The organism is Vulcaniibacterium thermophilum (assembly GCF_007923255.1).
GTDB classification, from domain to species: Bacteria; Pseudomonadota; Gammaproteobacteria; order Xanthomonadales; family Xanthomonadaceae; genus Lysobacter_F; species Lysobacter_F thermophilum.
Genome location: NZ_VOHJ01000013.1, coordinates 33,763 through 48,731 on the forward strand (window position 1 = coordinate 33,763; position 14,969 = coordinate 48,731).

Consider the following 14,969-nt stretch of genomic DNA (forward strand, 5'->3'; position numbering starts at 1 on the left):
GGTGAGCAGCAGCAGGACGGCGGGTGTCATGTGAGTCTCCGGTGCGAACGGTGAGGCCGGCGGGTGGATGCCGGTTTGTGGTTGGCCACCGCTTGGCTTCATGCCCTCACCCTAAACCGTCTGTGCAGGCGGGAGAGGGGGTTTGTTCCTTGCCTTTCGAGCCTGCCTCGATTTTTCAGTACCCCGCCGCGTCCAGCGCCTTCTCGGCCTGTGCGCGGCCGAGTTCGATCAGTTCGCGGGCGCGCCAGAACTCGTAGAACTGGCAGGCGTCGCGGGGGATGCGGATGAGGATTTCGGGCGGGTCCAGCGCGAGCTGCACGCGGGCGATCTGCGCCTGCATGGTGTCGAGCGAGCGCGCCATCAGTTCGCTGAAGCCGATCGCGCGGGCGCTGCCGGCCATATCGACGGCGGCGGCCTCGCCGCCGAAACGGCGCAGCCAGCGCGTCAGCAGCGAGGCGGGCAGCGCCGCGGCGGCGCGCGGCAGTTCGGCGGGCGAAGGCCGGGCCAGGCGGCCGGGCGGTCCGGCCGGCCAGCCGTGCATGTCCACGGCGATCAGACGGTGCGCGCCGGACAGGCGCGTGGCGGTGATCGGCAACGGCGCGAGGATGCCGCCGTCGACCAGCTCGCGGCCGCGCAGCGTGTACGGCGTGAACACGCCGGGGATCGCGATCGAGGCGCGCACGGCGTCCCACAGGTCGCCGTCGCGCAACCACACTTCGCGCTGCCGCATCAGGTCGACGGCGACGGCGGTGTAGTCGATGGGCAGCGCTTCGATGCGCGGCGAGCCCGCCAGCAGGCGCAGGGCCTGCATCAGGCGTTCGCCGCGGAACAGCGCCGGCGTGCCGAACGCGGGATCGAGCATGCGCAGGATGTCGGCGCGGCTCTTGGACAGCAGCCAGTCGCGGTACGCCTCCAGCTTGCCGGCGGCGAACAGGCCGCCGACCAGCGCGCCGATCGAGGAGCCGGCCACCGCGACGATGTGGAAGCCACGCGCCTGCACCGCCTCGATCACGCCGATCTGCGCCAGCCCGCGCGCGCCGCCGGCGCCCAGCGCGAGCGCGACGGGCTCACCGGCGGCCGCGCGTGGCTCGCTCATCCGCGCTCGTAGTTGGACAGCGCCAGTGCGAGCAGCGCGCGCGCCTGTTCGCGCAGCACCGGCGGATCGACGATCTCGGCATCGCCGCCGTAATGCATCACGTCCATCAGCAGTTCGCGGCCGTTGCTGAAGGGCACCTTCAACTCGTAGCGGCCGTCGGGCAGGAAGCGGCCCTGCTGCTGCGAATGCCAGTGCTCGTCGGCCACCCAGCGCGCCGCCTTGGCGCTGAACACGATCGTCGCCCAGCCCTTCGGCGGGCCGGAGAAGATGCCGTAGCTGGAGGAGAGCTGGCGGTCGAGCTCGTCGTCCGGCACGTCGCGCGCGGCCTCCTCGAGCACGCGCGCGTTGCCGACGCGGTCGACCGAGAAGCTGCGCAGCGCGTCGCGGTCGTGATCCCAGGCGTCCAGGTACCAGTTGTCGCGGTAATGCACCAGGCGCTGCGGCGACACCGTGCGGCGCGTCTTCTCGTCGGTGGAGCGCGCGCGGTATTCGAACGTGAGCTGCCTGCGATCGAGCACCGCCGTGGCGACCACGCGGAATGCGGCCTCGTCCAGGCGGCGCGTGCGGTGCGGCACCACGCGCACGCGCTCCACCGGCACCCGGCGGCCGCCGGCATGCTGATCGAGCAGCTTCTCGATGCGCTGTTGCAACGGCGCCAGCGCGCTCGACAGCACGCCGCCGCCGCTGCGCACCAGAAGCTGCTGCGCGGCCAGCAGCGAGTACAGCTCCTCCGAGGTCAGCCACAGGCCGGGCAGTTCGAAGCGCTGCGCCTCGTTGGGGTCGTAGCGGAAGCCGGCCTCGCCGTTGCCGACCACCGGCGCCATCAGATAGTCGCGCAGATAGGCGAGGTCGCGGTACACGGTGGCGCGCGAGCACTCCAGCTCTTCCATCAGCCGCTGCACGGTCACGGGATAGCGCGCCGCGGACAGGATGCGGTGCAGAGCGTGAATGCGTTCGATGCGTTCCATGGCGGCCGTGTTCGCTGATACCGGTTTCCCGGCTAAGGATGGCACCGCCCCCGGGGGGCCGCTACTGCCGGAGGAGATCATGAAGGCGGTCACGTCGCGACCGGGTGCGCGTGCCGCGCGCGTCACGGCGGTGCGGCACAATGCGCGGATGCGCGCACCGGCCGAACCCGCGATCGACACCTCGCCCTCGCCGGGCGATGAGGTGAAAACCACGACGTGCTACAGGTGCGCGTGCCGCTGTGGGCGAGGCGACGCGTTTACGCGGCACTGCCGCGTGCGTCGCCGAGCGCCCGGCCAAGGAGGGCCGGGCCGGCGCCCAGCGCCATGGACGGCTATCCCTGCGTTCAGCCGCCAGCTCCAGCACGCGCCATGAGCGAACCCGCGATCGACACCTCGCCCTCGCCGGGCGACGAGGTGAAAACCACGACGTGCTACATGTGCGCGTGCCGCTGCGGCATCAAGGTCTGCCTGCAGGACGGCACGATCCGCTACATCCAGGGCAACCCGGAGCACCCGGTCAACCGCGGCGTGCTGTGCGCGAAAGGCTCGGCCGGGATCATGCAGCACTACTCGCCGGCGCGGCTGCGCAAGCCGCTGCTGCGCGTGGGCGAGCGCGGCTCGGGCGAGTTCCGCGAGATCGAATGGGACGAGGCGCTCGACATCGCCGTCTCCTGGCTCAAGCCGATCCGCGAGCGCAATCCGGACGAGCTTGCGTTCTTCACCGGGCGCGATCAGTCGCAGGCGCTGACCGGCTGGTGGGCGCAACAATTCGGCACGGTGAACTACGCCGCGCACGGCGGCTTCTGCTCGGTCAACATGGCGGCGGGCGGGCTGTACACGCTGGGCGGCAGCTTCTGGGAGTTCGGCGAGCCGGACTGGGAGCACACGCGCTACCTGCTGCTGTGGGGCGTGGCCGAGGATCACGACAGCAACCCGATCAAGCTCGGACTCGGAAAGCTCAAGCAGCGTGGGGCGAAGATCGTCTCGATCAATCCGGTGCGCACCGGCTACGGTGCGATCGCCGACGAGTGGATCGGCATCCGGCCCGGCACCGACGGCCTGTTCGCGTTCGCGCTGATGCACGAGCTGCTGCGCAACGACTGGGTCGATCTGGAGTACCTGGTGCGCTACACCAACGCGCACTGGCTGGTGATCCGCGACCCGGGCGGCGCGCAGGATGGCCTGTTCGCGCGCGATGCGGACGGCAATGCGTTGTGCTGGACGAAATCTCCTCCCCCTGCGACGGCAGGGGGAGGTCGGGAGGGGGTAAAGCGGGCTCCGGCAAGCGCTGGTACGGCAGCAGGCACCGGCTTCACCCCTCCCCAGCCACCGGCCCGCGCCAGCGGCGCGGGCGTTCGGCAGGCCGCGCGACAATGTCGCGCAAGCGGGCCCGCCTCACCCCCTGCGAGCAGGGGAGGGAGCGCTCCTCCCCCTGCGGAGGCAGGGGGAGGTCGGGAGGGGGTCGAGCGCGCTCCGGCAAGTATTGATGCGCCCACAGGCACCGGCTTCACCCCTCCCCAACCGCCGGCCCACGCCAGCGGCGCGGGCGTTCGGCAGGCCGCGCGACAATGTCGCACAAGCGGGCCCGCCTCACCCCCTGCGAGCAGGGGAGGGAGCGCTTTTGCCCCTGCGGGAGAGGGAGCGGCTCGCGCCGACGCCATCGGCATCGCGCCCGCGATCGTCGGCGAATACGTGCTGCCCGATGGCCGCCGCGCGGTGCCGGTGTTCCATCTGTTGGCCGAACGCTACCTCGATCCGCAGTACGCGCCCGAGGCGGTGGCCGAACGCTGCGGCATCCCCGCCGACACCATCCGCCGCATCGCGCGCGAACTGGCCGAGGCCGCGTTCGCGCACCCGGTGCGGCTGCCGATCGCCTGGACCGACGCCTGGGGCCGCGAGCACGCGGAAATGGTCGGCCGTCCGGTGGCGATGCACGCGATGCGCGGCATCAGCGCGCACAGCAACGGCTTCCACACCTGCCGCGCGCTGCACCTGCTGCAACTGCTGCTGGGCGCGGTCGACACGCCCGGCTCGTTCCGCTTCCAGCCGCCGTTCCCGAAGCCGGTTCCGCCGGCCAACCGTCCGGGCAAGACGCGCCGTGCCGACGGCACGCTCGACGCCGCGCCGCTCGGCTTCGTCCATGGGCCGGAGGATCTTCTGGTCGACCCGGCGGGCCAGCCGCGCCGCATCGATCATGCGTACTCGTGGGCCTACCCGCTCGCCGCGCACGGAATGATGCACACGGTCATCCGCAACGCGTGGGCGGGCGATCCGTACCGGATCGACACCCTGCTGATGTTCATGGCGAACATGAGCTGGAACTCGGCGATGAACACCGCCGAGACGATCCGCTGGCTCACCGACAGGGACGCGCACGGCGAGTACCGCATCCCGCGCATCATCTACGCCGACGCCTACGCGAGCGAGATGGTCGCCTACGCCGATCTGGTGTTGCCGGACACGACGTACCTGGAGCGCTTCGACGCGATCAGCCTGCTCGACCGGCCGATCTCCGACGCCGACGGCGCCGCCGATGCGATCCGCCATCCGCTGTTCGATCCTGCCACCCAGGCGGAAGGCCGCGACGTGCGCGGCTTCCAGTCGGTGCTGATCGAGCTGGGCGCACGGCTCGGCCTGCCGGGCCTGGTCAATGAGGACGGCACGGCGAAGTACCGCGACTACGCCGACTACATCGTGCGCCACGAGCGCGCGCCGGGCGTGGGCCTGCTCGCCGGCTGGCGCGGCACGGACGGCACGCTGCACGGCAAGGGTGCGCCGAACCCGCTGCAGCTCGAACGCTACATCGAACACGGCGGTTTCTGGCGCGAGGAAATCCCCGAGCACGCGCGCTACTTCAAGATGGCCAACCGCGGCTATCTCGACTGGGCGCAGCGCATGGGCTTCATCGCGAGCCCGGAGCCGATCGTGCTGCAGTTGTACTCCGAGACGCTGCAGAAGTTCCGCCTTGCCGCGCAGGGGCACGGTACGCACGTGCCGCCGGAGCGGCACCGCGAGCGCGTGGCGACGTATTTCGATCCGCTGCCGATCTGGTACGCGCCGTTCGAACACGTGCAAGTGGGGGAACAGGAAGCAGGGAACAGGGAACCGTCAGGCGCGCAGGCGTCCGGCCCCTTCCCCGTTCCCGGTTCCCCGCTCCCGCCTTATCCGCTGCACGCCATCACCCAGCGCCCGATGTTCATGTACCACGCCTGGGGCTCGCAGAACGCCTGGCTGCGGCAGATCGCCACCCGCAACTGGCTGTACCTGCATCCGGACACCGCCGCGCGTCACGGCATCGCCGACGAGGACTGGGTGGTGGTGGAATCGCACCACGGCGCGATCACCGTGCAAGCCAAGCTCGCGGGCAACGTGCAGCCCGACACGGTGTGGACGTGGAATGCGATCGGCAAGCGGCGCGGCGCGTGGCGCCTGTCGAAAGACGCGCCGGAGGGCACGCGCGGCTTCCTGCTCAACCACCTGATCTCCGACATCACCCCGCGCGGCGATTACGCCAACGCCGACCCGGTCACCGGCCAAGCGGCGTGGTTCGACCTGCGCGTGCGCCTGCGCAAGGCTACGGAGGCCGAGCTGTCGCCGGCGTTCCCGCCGCTGCGGCTCGGCACCGCCGACCAAGCCCCGCTGCGCTACGGCGCCGAACTGCGCGCGGCGCGCGACTCGAGGACACGCTGATGGATTCACGACGCTTCACCGGCTTTCTGCTGATGGCGCTGGGCTTCGCCGTGGTCGGCGCGATCTCGCTCGGCCTGATCGATCCGTTCGCCGGCCGGCTGCCGCAGACGCGCGACGACCTCTGGCGCGCGCTCGCGCCGTACATCGTCGGCGCGGCCGCGCTGTTCTTCGCCGGCCTGTGGATGGCGAGGCCGCGGCGATGACGGCGCTGCCTCCGCCGCCGAAGAAGAAGCTCGGCCTGGTGATCGACCTCGACGTCTGCGTCGGCTGCCACGCCTGCGCGGTGAGCTGCAAGGAATGGAACGCGGCCGGCCACGCCGCGCCGCTCACCGACGAGCAGCCGTACGGCAAGGAGCCTTCGGGCGTGTGGTTCAACCGCGTGCACAGCTACGAGGTCGAGGCCACCGCCACGCAGCCGGCGATGACCCTGCACTTCCCGCGCTCGTGCCTGCACTGCGAGCAACCGGCGTGCGTCACCGTGTGTCCCACGGGCGCCAGCTTCAAGCGCGCCGAGGACGGCATCGTGCTGGTCGACGAGGACAAGTGCATCGGCTGCAAGCTGTGCTCGTGGGCCTGCCCGTACGGCGCGCGCGAATACAGCGCGGTGGAGGGCGTGATGAAGAAATGCACGCTCTGCATCGACCGCATCTACAACGAGCGCCTGCCGGAGGCCGAGCGCCAGCCGGCCTGCGTGCAGGCCTGCCCGACGCGCGCGCGCCACTTCGGCGACCTCGGCGATCCCGATTCGGCAGTGTCGAAGCTGGTCGCCGAGCGCGGCGGCGTCGACCTGATGCCGCAGCTCGGCTACAAGCCGACCAACAAGTACCTGCCGCCGCGGCCGCGGCGCACCGGCGAACCGGCGCCGGAGGCGGCGCGGGAAACGCTCGACCCGCAGGCGCTTCCCCCGCTGCTGCGCTGGCTGGACCGCGTGCTCAGCCGCTGACGGGCTCACCCGCTTCTCACCGCGCGTGCGCCGCGGCTTCACGCCGGCGGTCGGATCGTTTCGGCGCTCCCCTCGCGCGCGAGGCCGCCATGAAGCACGCACTCAAGCCGCTCGACCAGCAGGTCGTGGTCGTCACCGGCGCCTCCAGCGGCATCGGCCTGTGCACCGCGCTGCTCGCCGCCGAGCGCGGCGCGAAGGTGGCGCTGGTGGCGCGCAGCGGCGACGTGCTCGACATCATCGTCGAGGAGATCCGCGAGTCCGGCGGCGATGCCATCGCGCTGCCCGCCGATGTCGCCGATCGCGGGCAGCTCGAAGCGGTGGCCGCCGACGCCGCGCTGCAGTACGGCCGCATCGACACCTGGATCAACAACGCCGGTGTGAGCATCTACGGCCGGCTCGACCAGGTGCGCGACGAGGACAGCCGGCGCCTGTTCGACACCAACTTCTGGGGCGTCGTCTACGGCTCGCTGGTGGCGCTGCCCTACCTGCGCCGGCAGGGCGGCGCGCTGATCAACGTCGGCAGCGAGGTCTCCGACGCGGTGGTGCCGCTGCAGGGGATGTACAGCGCCTCCAAGCACGCGGTGAAGGGCTTCACCGACGCGCTGCGGATGGAGGTGGAGGTCATCGACCGGGCGCCGGTGAGCATCACCCTGATCCAGCCGACCGCGGTCAACACGCCCTACCCGCAGCGCGCGCGCAACTACCTGGCGCACGAACCCAAGCTGCCCTCGCCGCAGATCGACCCGCACCGGGTGGCCGAAGCGATCCTCGCGGCGGCGACCGAAGGCGGCCGCGACGTGCGCGTGGGCGCGATGGCGGTGATGAACACCGCGATGTCCAAGCTCATGCCGCGGGTGATGGACCGCCTGGCGCCACGCTACGTGCGCGAGCAGCAGGAGGACGCGCCGCCGCACGATCCGGAAGGCAGTCTGTTCCGGCCGGTGCCGCACAACGCCGGGCGCGTGTACGGCCATCCGCCGTACTGAGCCCGGCGGCGGCCCGGCCGGCGCCGTGCCCGCATGCGCCCGCGCGCGTGCTCATGCGCCGCCTTGCGCCGCCTGCGCCTTCGCCTGCGCGATCACGCGCCGCACCTCGTCGCGGTCGCGATGACGCGAGATCGGCCGCGCGCCGAGCGCGAGCGCCTGCGCGCGCAGCTCGGCCGGCACGTCGTAATGCGCGCCGCTGCGCTTGTTCTGGAAGGCGCGCCGCGGAATGCCGAGCGCGGCGGCGAAGGCGTGCAGCTCGTCCAGCGAATCGGCCATCAGATGCGCCCAGCGGCGGCCGCGCCAGGGCCACACCGCATCGTCGATGTAGACCGTCATGGCGGCGCCGGGCGGCGATGTGAACGGGGCGTGGGCAGCGGCATCGCGGCACGGAAGACGGACGGGCGGAACGCGAGCATAACGGCGCGCGCAGCCGCGGCCAGCCCACACGTCCGCATCACGAGGCGATTCAAATACTCGAATCCTGTTCAGCCAGAACGCCCTCGCTGGAGGCGGCCATGGCCCGTCCCGTCTGGTCCGGAACGCTCTCGTTCGGCCTGCTCAACATCCCGGTCTCGCTGATGTCCGGCGAGCGCCGCACCGACATCTCGCTGCGCATGCTCGACTCGCGCAACAACGCGCCGATCCGCTACGAGCGCGTCAACGCGGAGACCGGCGAAGAGGTGCCGTGGAAGGACATCATCAAGGCGTACGAGTACGACAAGGGCAGCTACGTCGTGCTGGAGCCGGAGGACATCAAGTCGGCGGCCCCCGAGAGCCACGATGCGATCGAGGTGGAAGCCTTCGTCGATGCCGACGAGGTCGGCCCGCAGTATTTCGAGCGGCCCTACGTGCTGGTGCCGGCGAAGAAGGCGGAGAAGGGCTACGTGCTGTTGCGCGATGCGCTGAAGGAGACCGGCAAGATCGGCATCGCGCGCGTGGTGATCCGCACCCGCGAGCACCTGTGCGCGGTGATGCCGCAAGGCAACGCGCTGATGCTGCTGATGATGCGCTACCCGCAGGAAGTGGTGGCGGCGGACGAGTACAACATCCCCGAGAAGGCCCAGGGCGAGTACCGCATCACGCCGAAGGAGCTGGAGTTCTCCAAGCAGTTGATCGAGACCATGTCGACCGAATGGCGGCCGGACGACTACGGCGACGTATTCCGCGAGCGGCTGCAGAAGGTGATCGAGGAGCGCGTGCGCGCGCATGGCGTGGTACGCCACGAGGAGGAGGCGGAGGCGGTGCCCGAGTCCGCTGCCACCAACGTGGTCGACTTCATGTCGCTGCTGCAGCAGAGCATCGAGCGCAAACAGCGCACCCCGGCGAAGAAGGCCGCGGCCGCATCCGCCGACGCCGACGGGGACGACGAGGACGGCGAGGAAGAAGCGCCCCGCGCGAAGAAGGCGGCGAGGAAATCCGCGCGCAAGGCGCCCGCCGCGAAGAAGCCCGCCGCGGCCAGCAAGCGCAAGCGGGCGTGAGCGTTGACCGAGCCTGCATGAGGCCGCTGGTGAGCCGGCTTGCCCGCGCGGCCGGCGGATCGGCCGCGCGCGCGGCAGCGCACCGCGCCGGGTGCGACCCCACCTCGCCGCGCGCCCCATGAGCCTTCGCGAATACACCCGCAAGCGCGAATTCCGCGCCACCCCCGAGCCCGCGCCGGACGTTCCGCTCAAGGGCCACGGCACGCGCCCGATCTTCGTCGTCCAGCTTCACCACGCGCGGCGCCGCCACTACGACTTCCGCCTGGAGATCGACGGCGCGCTCAAGAGCTGGGCGGTGCCGCGCGGGCCGTCGTTGCGGATCGGCGAGAAGCGGCTCGCGGTCGAGGTCGAGGATCACCCGCTCAGCTACGCCACCTTCGAGGGCGACATTCCGGAAGGCCACTACGGCGCGGGGCACGTGGACATCTTCGACCGCGGCGTCTGGAACATCGAGGGCGACCCGCTGGAAGCGCTCGCGCGCGGCAAGCTCGATTTCACCCTGCACGGCCGCCGCCTGCAGGGCGCGTGGAAGCTGGTGCGCACGGCGAAGGTCGAGGGCGGCAAGCCGCAGTGGCTGCTCATCAAGCGCGACGACGAGTACGCGCGCGACGCCGAAGCGGACGATCTGCTCGAGAGCGACGCGCCGGCGACGCGCGATACCGACGGCGGCACGCGCGGCGCCACCCGGCGCACCGCCCCGCGCGCGCGCCGCCGCCCGGACTGGGCCGAACGCGCGCGTGCGCTGCCCGGCGCGAAGCCGGCGCGGCGCATCGAGCCGATCAAGCCGCAGCTCGCCAGCCTGCGCGAGACGCCGCCGCCCGGCGAGACCTGGCTGCACGAGCTGAAGTGGGACGGCTACCGCATGCTCGCCGACATCGTCGACGGCCGCGCGCGCCTGCGCTCGCGCAACGATCTGGACTGGACGGCCGAGCATCCCGACATCGTCGCGGCGCTGGAGGCGCTCGGCGTCGAGGATGCGGTGCTCGACGGCGAGCTGATCGCGGTCGATGCGCACGGCCGCGACGACTTCGCGGCGCTGCAGCGCACCCTGGAAGGCTCGGGCAACGCGCCGCTGCGCTACGTGCTGTTCGACGTGATGCGGCTGGCGCGGATCGACCTGACCGGCGTGCCGCTGATCGAGCGCAAGCGACTGCTGGCCGCACTGCTGGAGGGCAATACCGACCCGGTGCTCGCCTACAGCGCGCACGTCGTCGGCCACGGGCCGGAAGTGTTCGCCGCCAGCCGCAAGCAGGGCATGGAGGGGATCATCAGCAAGGCCGTCGATGCGCGCTACACGCCGGGCCGCACCGCAAGCTGGCTGAAGGTCAAGCACGCGCAGAGCGACGAGTTCGTCATCGTCGGCTACACCGCGCCGAAGGGCGCGCGGCGCGGCTTCGGCGCGCTGCTGCTCGCCACCCGTGAGGCCGGACGGCTGAAGTACGTCGGTCGCGTCGGCACCGGCTACGACGACGCCACCCTGCGCGCGCTGGCCGCGCGCATGGAACCGCTGAAGCGGCGCACGCCCACCGTCGAGCTGCCGCCGCATCTGCCGCAGTTGCCGCGCGACGTCACCTGGATCGAGCCCAGGCTCGTCGCCGAGATCGCCTTCCGCGGCTGGGGAAAGGAAGGCCTGGTGCGCCAGGGCAGCTTCCAGCGCCTGCGCGAGGACAAGACCGTGGAGGACGTCGTGCCGCAATCCGCCGCTCCCGTCATCAGCAGCCCGACCAAGGTGATCTTCCCGGAGTCGGGCATCACCAAGCAGCAGGTGGCCGATTACTACCGCGCGGTGGCGCATCTGCTGCTGCCGGAGGTGGCCAGGCGCCCGCTCTCGCTGATCCGCTGCCCGGACGGCATCAAGGGGCAGTGCTTCTTCCAGAAGCACCATGCCGAGACGCTCGGCCCCAACGTGCGTTCCGTCGCGATCAGGGAGAAGGAGGGCGGCCGCGAGAACTACGTCTACATCGACAGCGTCGAAGGACTGCTCGACCTGGTGCAGATGAACGTGCTCGAACTGCACCCGTGGGGCGCGCGCATCGAGGACGTGGAGCGCCCCGACCGGCTGGTGTTCGACCTCGATCCCGGCGAGGGCGTGGAGTGGAAGGCGGTCGCCGCCGCCGCGCGCGAGGTGCGCGACCGGCTGGCGGAAGTCGGGCTCACCAGTTTCCTGCGCACGTCGGGCGGCAAGGGCCTGCACGTGGTGGTGCCGATCGCGCCCGAGCAGACCTGGGCCCGCGCCAAGGCGTTCTGCGAGGCGTTCGCCGACGCGATGGCCCTGCAGGCGCCGCACCGCTACGTCGCCACCGCCTCCAAGGCCAAACGCAAGGGCGTGATCTTCATCGACTGGCTGCGCAACGGACGCGGCGCGACCAGCGTGGCGAGCTGGTCGCTGCGCGCGCGACCGAAGGCGCCGGTGGCGGTGCCGATCCGCTGGGACGAACTCGGCCGCGTGAAGTCCGGCGCCGACTACGACATGGCCCGCGCCCTGCGCCGCGCCGCCAGCCAGCGCAAGGACCCCTGGGAAGGCTTCCAGGCGGCGACGCGGCAGAAGCTGGTGAAGCTCTGAACCCGCCGCGAAACCACACGCCCACCCGCACACCCCCTCCCCTGCACGCAGGAGAGGGGGCGACTACTACACCGCCTCCCGCCTGCGGCGAAAGGAGGGGAGCTCTCTTCCCCCTGCGAGGGCAGGGGGGTGAGGCGGGCCTGCTTGCGCGGCACAGCCGCGCGGGCCGCAGAACGCCCGCACCGCTGGCGCGGGCGGGAGGTCGGGAGGGGTTGTCCAGTACCGACGCAACACGCGCACCACCCACTTAAGCCCTCCCCAACCCTCCCCTGCACGCAGGGGAGGGCGACCGCCGCGCCTGCCGCCTGCGGCGAAAGGGAGGCAGCTCTCTTCTCCCTACGCGCGTCTACCGCATCGCCCCCGGCTCGCGCGCCGTCGCCTCGGCCCAGGTGAAGGACTCCTCGATCGCCGGGCCGCGCTCGGGCGTCAGCCGCACGGTGATCCGCACCGGCGCCAGACCCGGCGGCAGCACGATGTCGCCCTCGATCTGCTGGAAGTACTTGAACGAATACGGCACCCCCGGCGCGTCCGGCTGCTGGCGCAGATCGGCCCAGGCCAGCCGCTGCAGGCGGCCGCCGCGGGTGCCCTCCACCGCGAGCGTGACGCGCCCGCGGCTGATCGCGCCGCGCACCAGGTTCTGCGTCAGCGTCGCGGTGAAATGCCACGCCGAGTCGCTCTGCGCCTGCAGCCGCAGCGCGTGCACGGTCAGCCCGCGGCGCTGGCCGGTGGCGCCGACCAGGCGCTCGTAGAACGCGACGTCCGCGCGCAGGCCGGCGATCTCCTCGTCGCGCTCGGCCAGCGTGCTCTGCAGATCGCGATTGGCTTCGCGGCTGATCTGGTCCGAGCGCGCCAGGGTCGCCAGCTTCTGCTGCAACTGCTCGATCTGCGCCTGCTGCGCGCGCACACGCCGCTCCAGCGCCGCCGCCGAGCGCGCGTCGTCCGGCGCGAGGGCGCGCCACAGGCCCCAGGCGCCGAACAGCAGGGCGAGCGCGAACAGCCCGTGCCGCAGCCAGCGGAGATCGAACGGACGTGCCGGCTCGCTCATGCGAGGCTCCACGAAGGACGCGATGACGCGAGCTTGCCTCAGCGGCGCCCCGCCGCACGAGTGCCGGCGGTCAGGCCGGCGCGGCGACGTCCTCGGCGGCGTCGACGTGGATCAGCCGCCCGGTGACGGTGGCGCCGGCCGCCATCTCGACCACCTTGTAGTGCAGATTGCCCTGCACGCGCGCGTTGGGCGCCAGTTCGACCCGCTCGGCGGCGTGCACGTCGCCCTGCAGCCGGCCGTTGAGCACCACCACCGGCGCATGCACCTCGCCTTCGATGCTGCCGTGCTCGGACAGCGTCAGCACCGCGCGCGCGCCCGGTTCGGCCACCACCTTGCCGACGATGCGGCCTTCGACATGAAGCCCGCCGGCGAAACGCACGTCGCCGTGGATGACCACCTGCGGGCCGATCAGCGTTTCGATCTGATCGCCCGCCGCATTCGTTTTGCCCTTGAACATGTGCTCCCCGGTCTAGTGGAACGCGGCCACGCGCGCATTGCCGCCGGCGGCGGCTTCGGTCCACGCGAAGCTCTGCTCGACCGGCGCGCCGTCGCCGCTCAGCCACACCCGCACCCGCTGCGGCGTGAAGCCGACCGGCAGCATCACGCTGCCTTCGAGCTGCTGGAAATAGCGGAACGAGTACCGCTGCGCCGGCGCGCCCGCGCGCTGGTGCAGCTCGTCCCAGCCCACCGTGGTCAGCTTGCCGGCGCGCACGCCTTCCACCGCCAGCTTCAGCGTGCCGCTGCTGACCGCACCGCGGTTGAGGCTCTGCGTCAGCGTGACCTGGTAGCGCCAGGTGCCGGCGCCCTCGCGGCGGAACTCGGCGGCATGCACCGCCAGTCCCTTCGGCTGCGCGGTGGCGCCGACCAGGCGCTCGTAGAAGGCGAGGTTCTCGCGCAGGTTGGCGATCTCCTCTTCGCGTTCGGCCAGCGCGCGCTGCACCTCGCGGTTCGCCTTGCGGCTGATCGCATCGGACAGCGCCAGCGTCGCCTCGCGCTGGCGCAGCCGGTCCAGTTCGCGCTGCTGGCGGCCCAGCGCGGCGCGCGCGTCCGCAAGCTCGGCGCGCGTCGCGCCCAGCGCCGGCGCGGCGCGGTACTGCGCCAGCGCCCACGCGCCCGCCAGCGTGGCCGCCCACAGCGCGCCCAGCGCGATCCGCCAGCGCAGCGGCGAGCGCGGCGCGCGTTGCGGAACGACGACGTAACGGGGCGGTGGCGGGACCTTGACCATGCGGGCGACGCACGGGCGGCGTCCTATACTCGGACGCGACAGTCTAGCGAGGCCCGGCCGTGTCCGAAGCGCACCTGTTCGCACTTGGGGTGGTCCTCGCCTGGCTGGCGGGCATGCGGGTGTACCTGACCGTGTTCGGGGTCGGGTTGGCCGGCGCCCTGGGCTGGATGGAGCTGCCGTCGGCGCTGCAGGTCACCGCCTCGCCCTGGGTGATCGCCGCCTGCGGCCTGCTCGCGGTCGTGGAGTTCTTCACCGACAAGATTCCCGGCGTGGATTCGGTCTGGGATCTGCTGCACACGCTGCTGCGCGTGCCCGCCGGCGCCTTCCTCGCAGCGGCGGCGCTTTCGCCGGACGGCGAGCTCGGCCTGGGCACGCTCGCCGCCGGGGCCGGCGTCACCTTGGCCAGCCACGCGCTCAAGACCGGCACGCGCGCGCTCATCAACACCTCGCCCGAACCGGTCAGCAACTGGACCACCTCGCTCGGCGAGGACGCCGTCGCGGTCACCGGACTGGCGCTGGTGTTCGCGCATCCGTGGATCGCGCTGGCGCTGGTGCTCGGCGTGACGCTCGCGATCGCGCTCGGCGTGTGGTGGGTGTGGCGCAGGCTCGCGCGGGCGCTGCAGCCGCGACCGTCCTGAGCCTCAGCCGGGCTCGATGCCGCGCAGCCGCGCCCGCGCATCGGCCGTATCGGGCAACGACACGCGCAACGCGCAGGACACGCCCGGACGCAGACGCCGCTGCAGCGCGGCAAGCTGCGCGCCGTCCAGGTCGGCCTCGACCACCAGCACGCCGGGCTGCGGAGGCCCGGCTTCGACCCGCCACGCGGACAGCTCGACCGACGCCGTCCAGCGCGCCTCGCCGCCGCGCCGCACCGCGCACACGCCGGCGTCGCCGACGACGCCGTCCACCCGCACCGCGGCGGCGCGACGGCGGCCGAACGCACGAAGCCAGCGCGGCGCGGGCACGGTCACCGCC

Annotated in this window: 14 protein-coding genes; 7 read left to right on the forward strand and 7 right to left on the reverse strand. The window is 72.0% G+C overall.

Annotation, left to right across the window (positions count from 1 at the left end; genetic code table 11):
• Positions 1 to 175: 175 nt before the first annotated feature.
• Entirely contained in the window at positions 176 to 1,096 is a 921-nt protein-coding gene (locus FQY64_RS07080; RefSeq protein WP_146473327.1) for a patatin-like phospholipase family protein, read from the reverse strand.
• On the reverse strand, positions 1,093 to 2,064 hold the full coding sequence (locus FQY64_RS07085; protein ID WP_146473329.1) for a helix-turn-helix transcriptional regulator: 972 nt from the start codon (positions 2,062 to 2,064) through the stop codon (positions 1,093 to 1,095). Before FQY64_RS07085 ends, FQY64_RS07080 begins: the two co-directional genes overlap by 4 nt.
• A 369-nt stretch (positions 2,065 to 2,433) precedes the next feature.
• On the opposite strand from FQY64_RS07085, the gene FQY64_RS07090 reads away from it, so the two are divergent.
• The 4 genes from FQY64_RS07090 (at position 2,434) to FQY64_RS07105 (ending at position 7,683) form a co-directional block, all read left to right on the forward strand.
• Complete coding sequence (locus FQY64_RS07090; RefSeq protein ID WP_276508306.1) at positions 2,434 to 5,754, forward strand: molybdopterin oxidoreductase family protein; 3,321 nt, start codon at positions 2,434 to 2,436, stop codon at positions 5,752 to 5,754.
• Positions 5,754 to 5,957 carry a hypothetical protein gene (locus tag FQY64_RS07095; protein ID WP_146473333.1) on the forward strand — a complete coding sequence of 68 codons (204 nt, stop codon included), beginning with the start codon at positions 5,754 to 5,756 and terminating at the stop codon, positions 5,955 to 5,957. The genes FQY64_RS07090 and FQY64_RS07095 overlap by 1 nt, the downstream gene beginning before the upstream one ends.
• Positions 5,954 to 6,697 carry a 4Fe-4S dicluster domain-containing protein gene (locus FQY64_RS07100; protein ID WP_146473335.1) on the forward strand — a complete coding sequence of 248 codons (744 nt, stop codon included), beginning with the start codon at positions 5,954 to 5,956 and terminating at the stop codon, positions 6,695 to 6,697. Before FQY64_RS07095 ends, FQY64_RS07100 begins: the two co-directional genes overlap by 4 nt.
• An 89-nt stretch (positions 6,698 to 6,786) precedes the next feature.
• Positions 6,787 to 7,683: an SDR family oxidoreductase gene (locus FQY64_RS07105; protein ID WP_146473336.1), complete on the forward strand. Its 897-nt coding sequence runs from the start codon at positions 6,787 to 6,789 to the stop codon at positions 7,681 to 7,683.
• Between the two features lie 51 nt (positions 7,684 to 7,734).
• On the opposite strand, the gene FQY64_RS07110 is transcribed toward FQY64_RS07105, so the two are convergent.
• A complete protein-coding gene (locus FQY64_RS07110) occupies positions 7,735 to 8,019 on the reverse strand; it encodes a DUF4031 domain-containing protein (RefSeq protein WP_146473338.1) in 285 nt (94 codons plus the stop codon).
• 179 nt (positions 8,020 to 8,198) lie between these two features.
• On the opposite strand from FQY64_RS07110, the gene ku reads away from it, so the two are divergent.
• A complete protein-coding gene (gene ku / locus FQY64_RS07115; protein ID WP_146473340.1) occupies positions 8,199 to 9,161 on the forward strand; it encodes a non-homologous end joining protein Ku in 963 nt (320 codons plus the stop codon).
• 118 nt (positions 9,162 to 9,279) lie between these two features.
• Positions 9,280 to 11,724 (forward strand): DNA ligase D, encoded by a 2,445-nt coding sequence (gene ligD / locus FQY64_RS07120; protein WP_146473342.1) that lies wholly within the window; start codon positions 9,280 to 9,282, stop codon positions 11,722 to 11,724.
• Positions 11,725 to 12,070: 346 nt separating this feature from the next.
• On the opposite strand, the gene FQY64_RS07125 is transcribed toward ligD, so the two are convergent.
• From FQY64_RS07125 to FQY64_RS07135, 3 genes are all read right to left on the reverse strand, one after another.
• Positions 12,071 to 12,769, reverse strand: coding sequence for a DUF6776 family protein (locus tag FQY64_RS07125; RefSeq protein ID WP_146473344.1), 699 nt, complete (start codon positions 12,767 to 12,769; stop codon positions 12,071 to 12,073).
• Between the two features lie 70 nt (positions 12,770 to 12,839).
• Positions 12,840 to 13,226 (reverse strand): bactofilin family protein, encoded by a 387-nt coding sequence (locus FQY64_RS07130; protein ID WP_146473346.1) that lies wholly within the window; start codon positions 13,224 to 13,226, stop codon positions 12,840 to 12,842.
• A 12-nt stretch (positions 13,227 to 13,238) separates the two neighbouring features.
• Positions 13,239 to 13,994 (reverse strand): DUF6776 family protein, encoded by a 756-nt coding sequence (locus FQY64_RS07135; protein WP_146473348.1) that lies wholly within the window; start codon positions 13,992 to 13,994, stop codon positions 13,239 to 13,241.
• 59 nt (positions 13,995 to 14,053) lie between these two features.
• On the opposite strand from FQY64_RS07135, the gene FQY64_RS07140 reads away from it, so the two are divergent.
• The gene (locus tag FQY64_RS07140; protein ID WP_146473350.1) at positions 14,054 to 14,632 is read left to right on the forward strand and encodes a DUF4126 domain-containing protein; all 579 of its coding nucleotides are present in this window, start codon (positions 14,054 to 14,056) and stop codon (positions 14,630 to 14,632) included.
• 3 nt (positions 14,633 to 14,635) lie between these two features.
• Here the strand turns inward: FQY64_RS07140 and FQY64_RS07145 are convergent, their stop codons facing one another.
• Positions 14,636 to 14,965 carry a hypothetical protein gene (locus tag FQY64_RS07145; protein ID WP_146473352.1) on the reverse strand — a complete coding sequence of 110 codons (330 nt, stop codon included), beginning with the start codon at positions 14,963 to 14,965 and terminating at the stop codon, positions 14,636 to 14,638.
• Between the last annotated feature and the right edge of the window lie 4 nt (positions 14,966 to 14,969).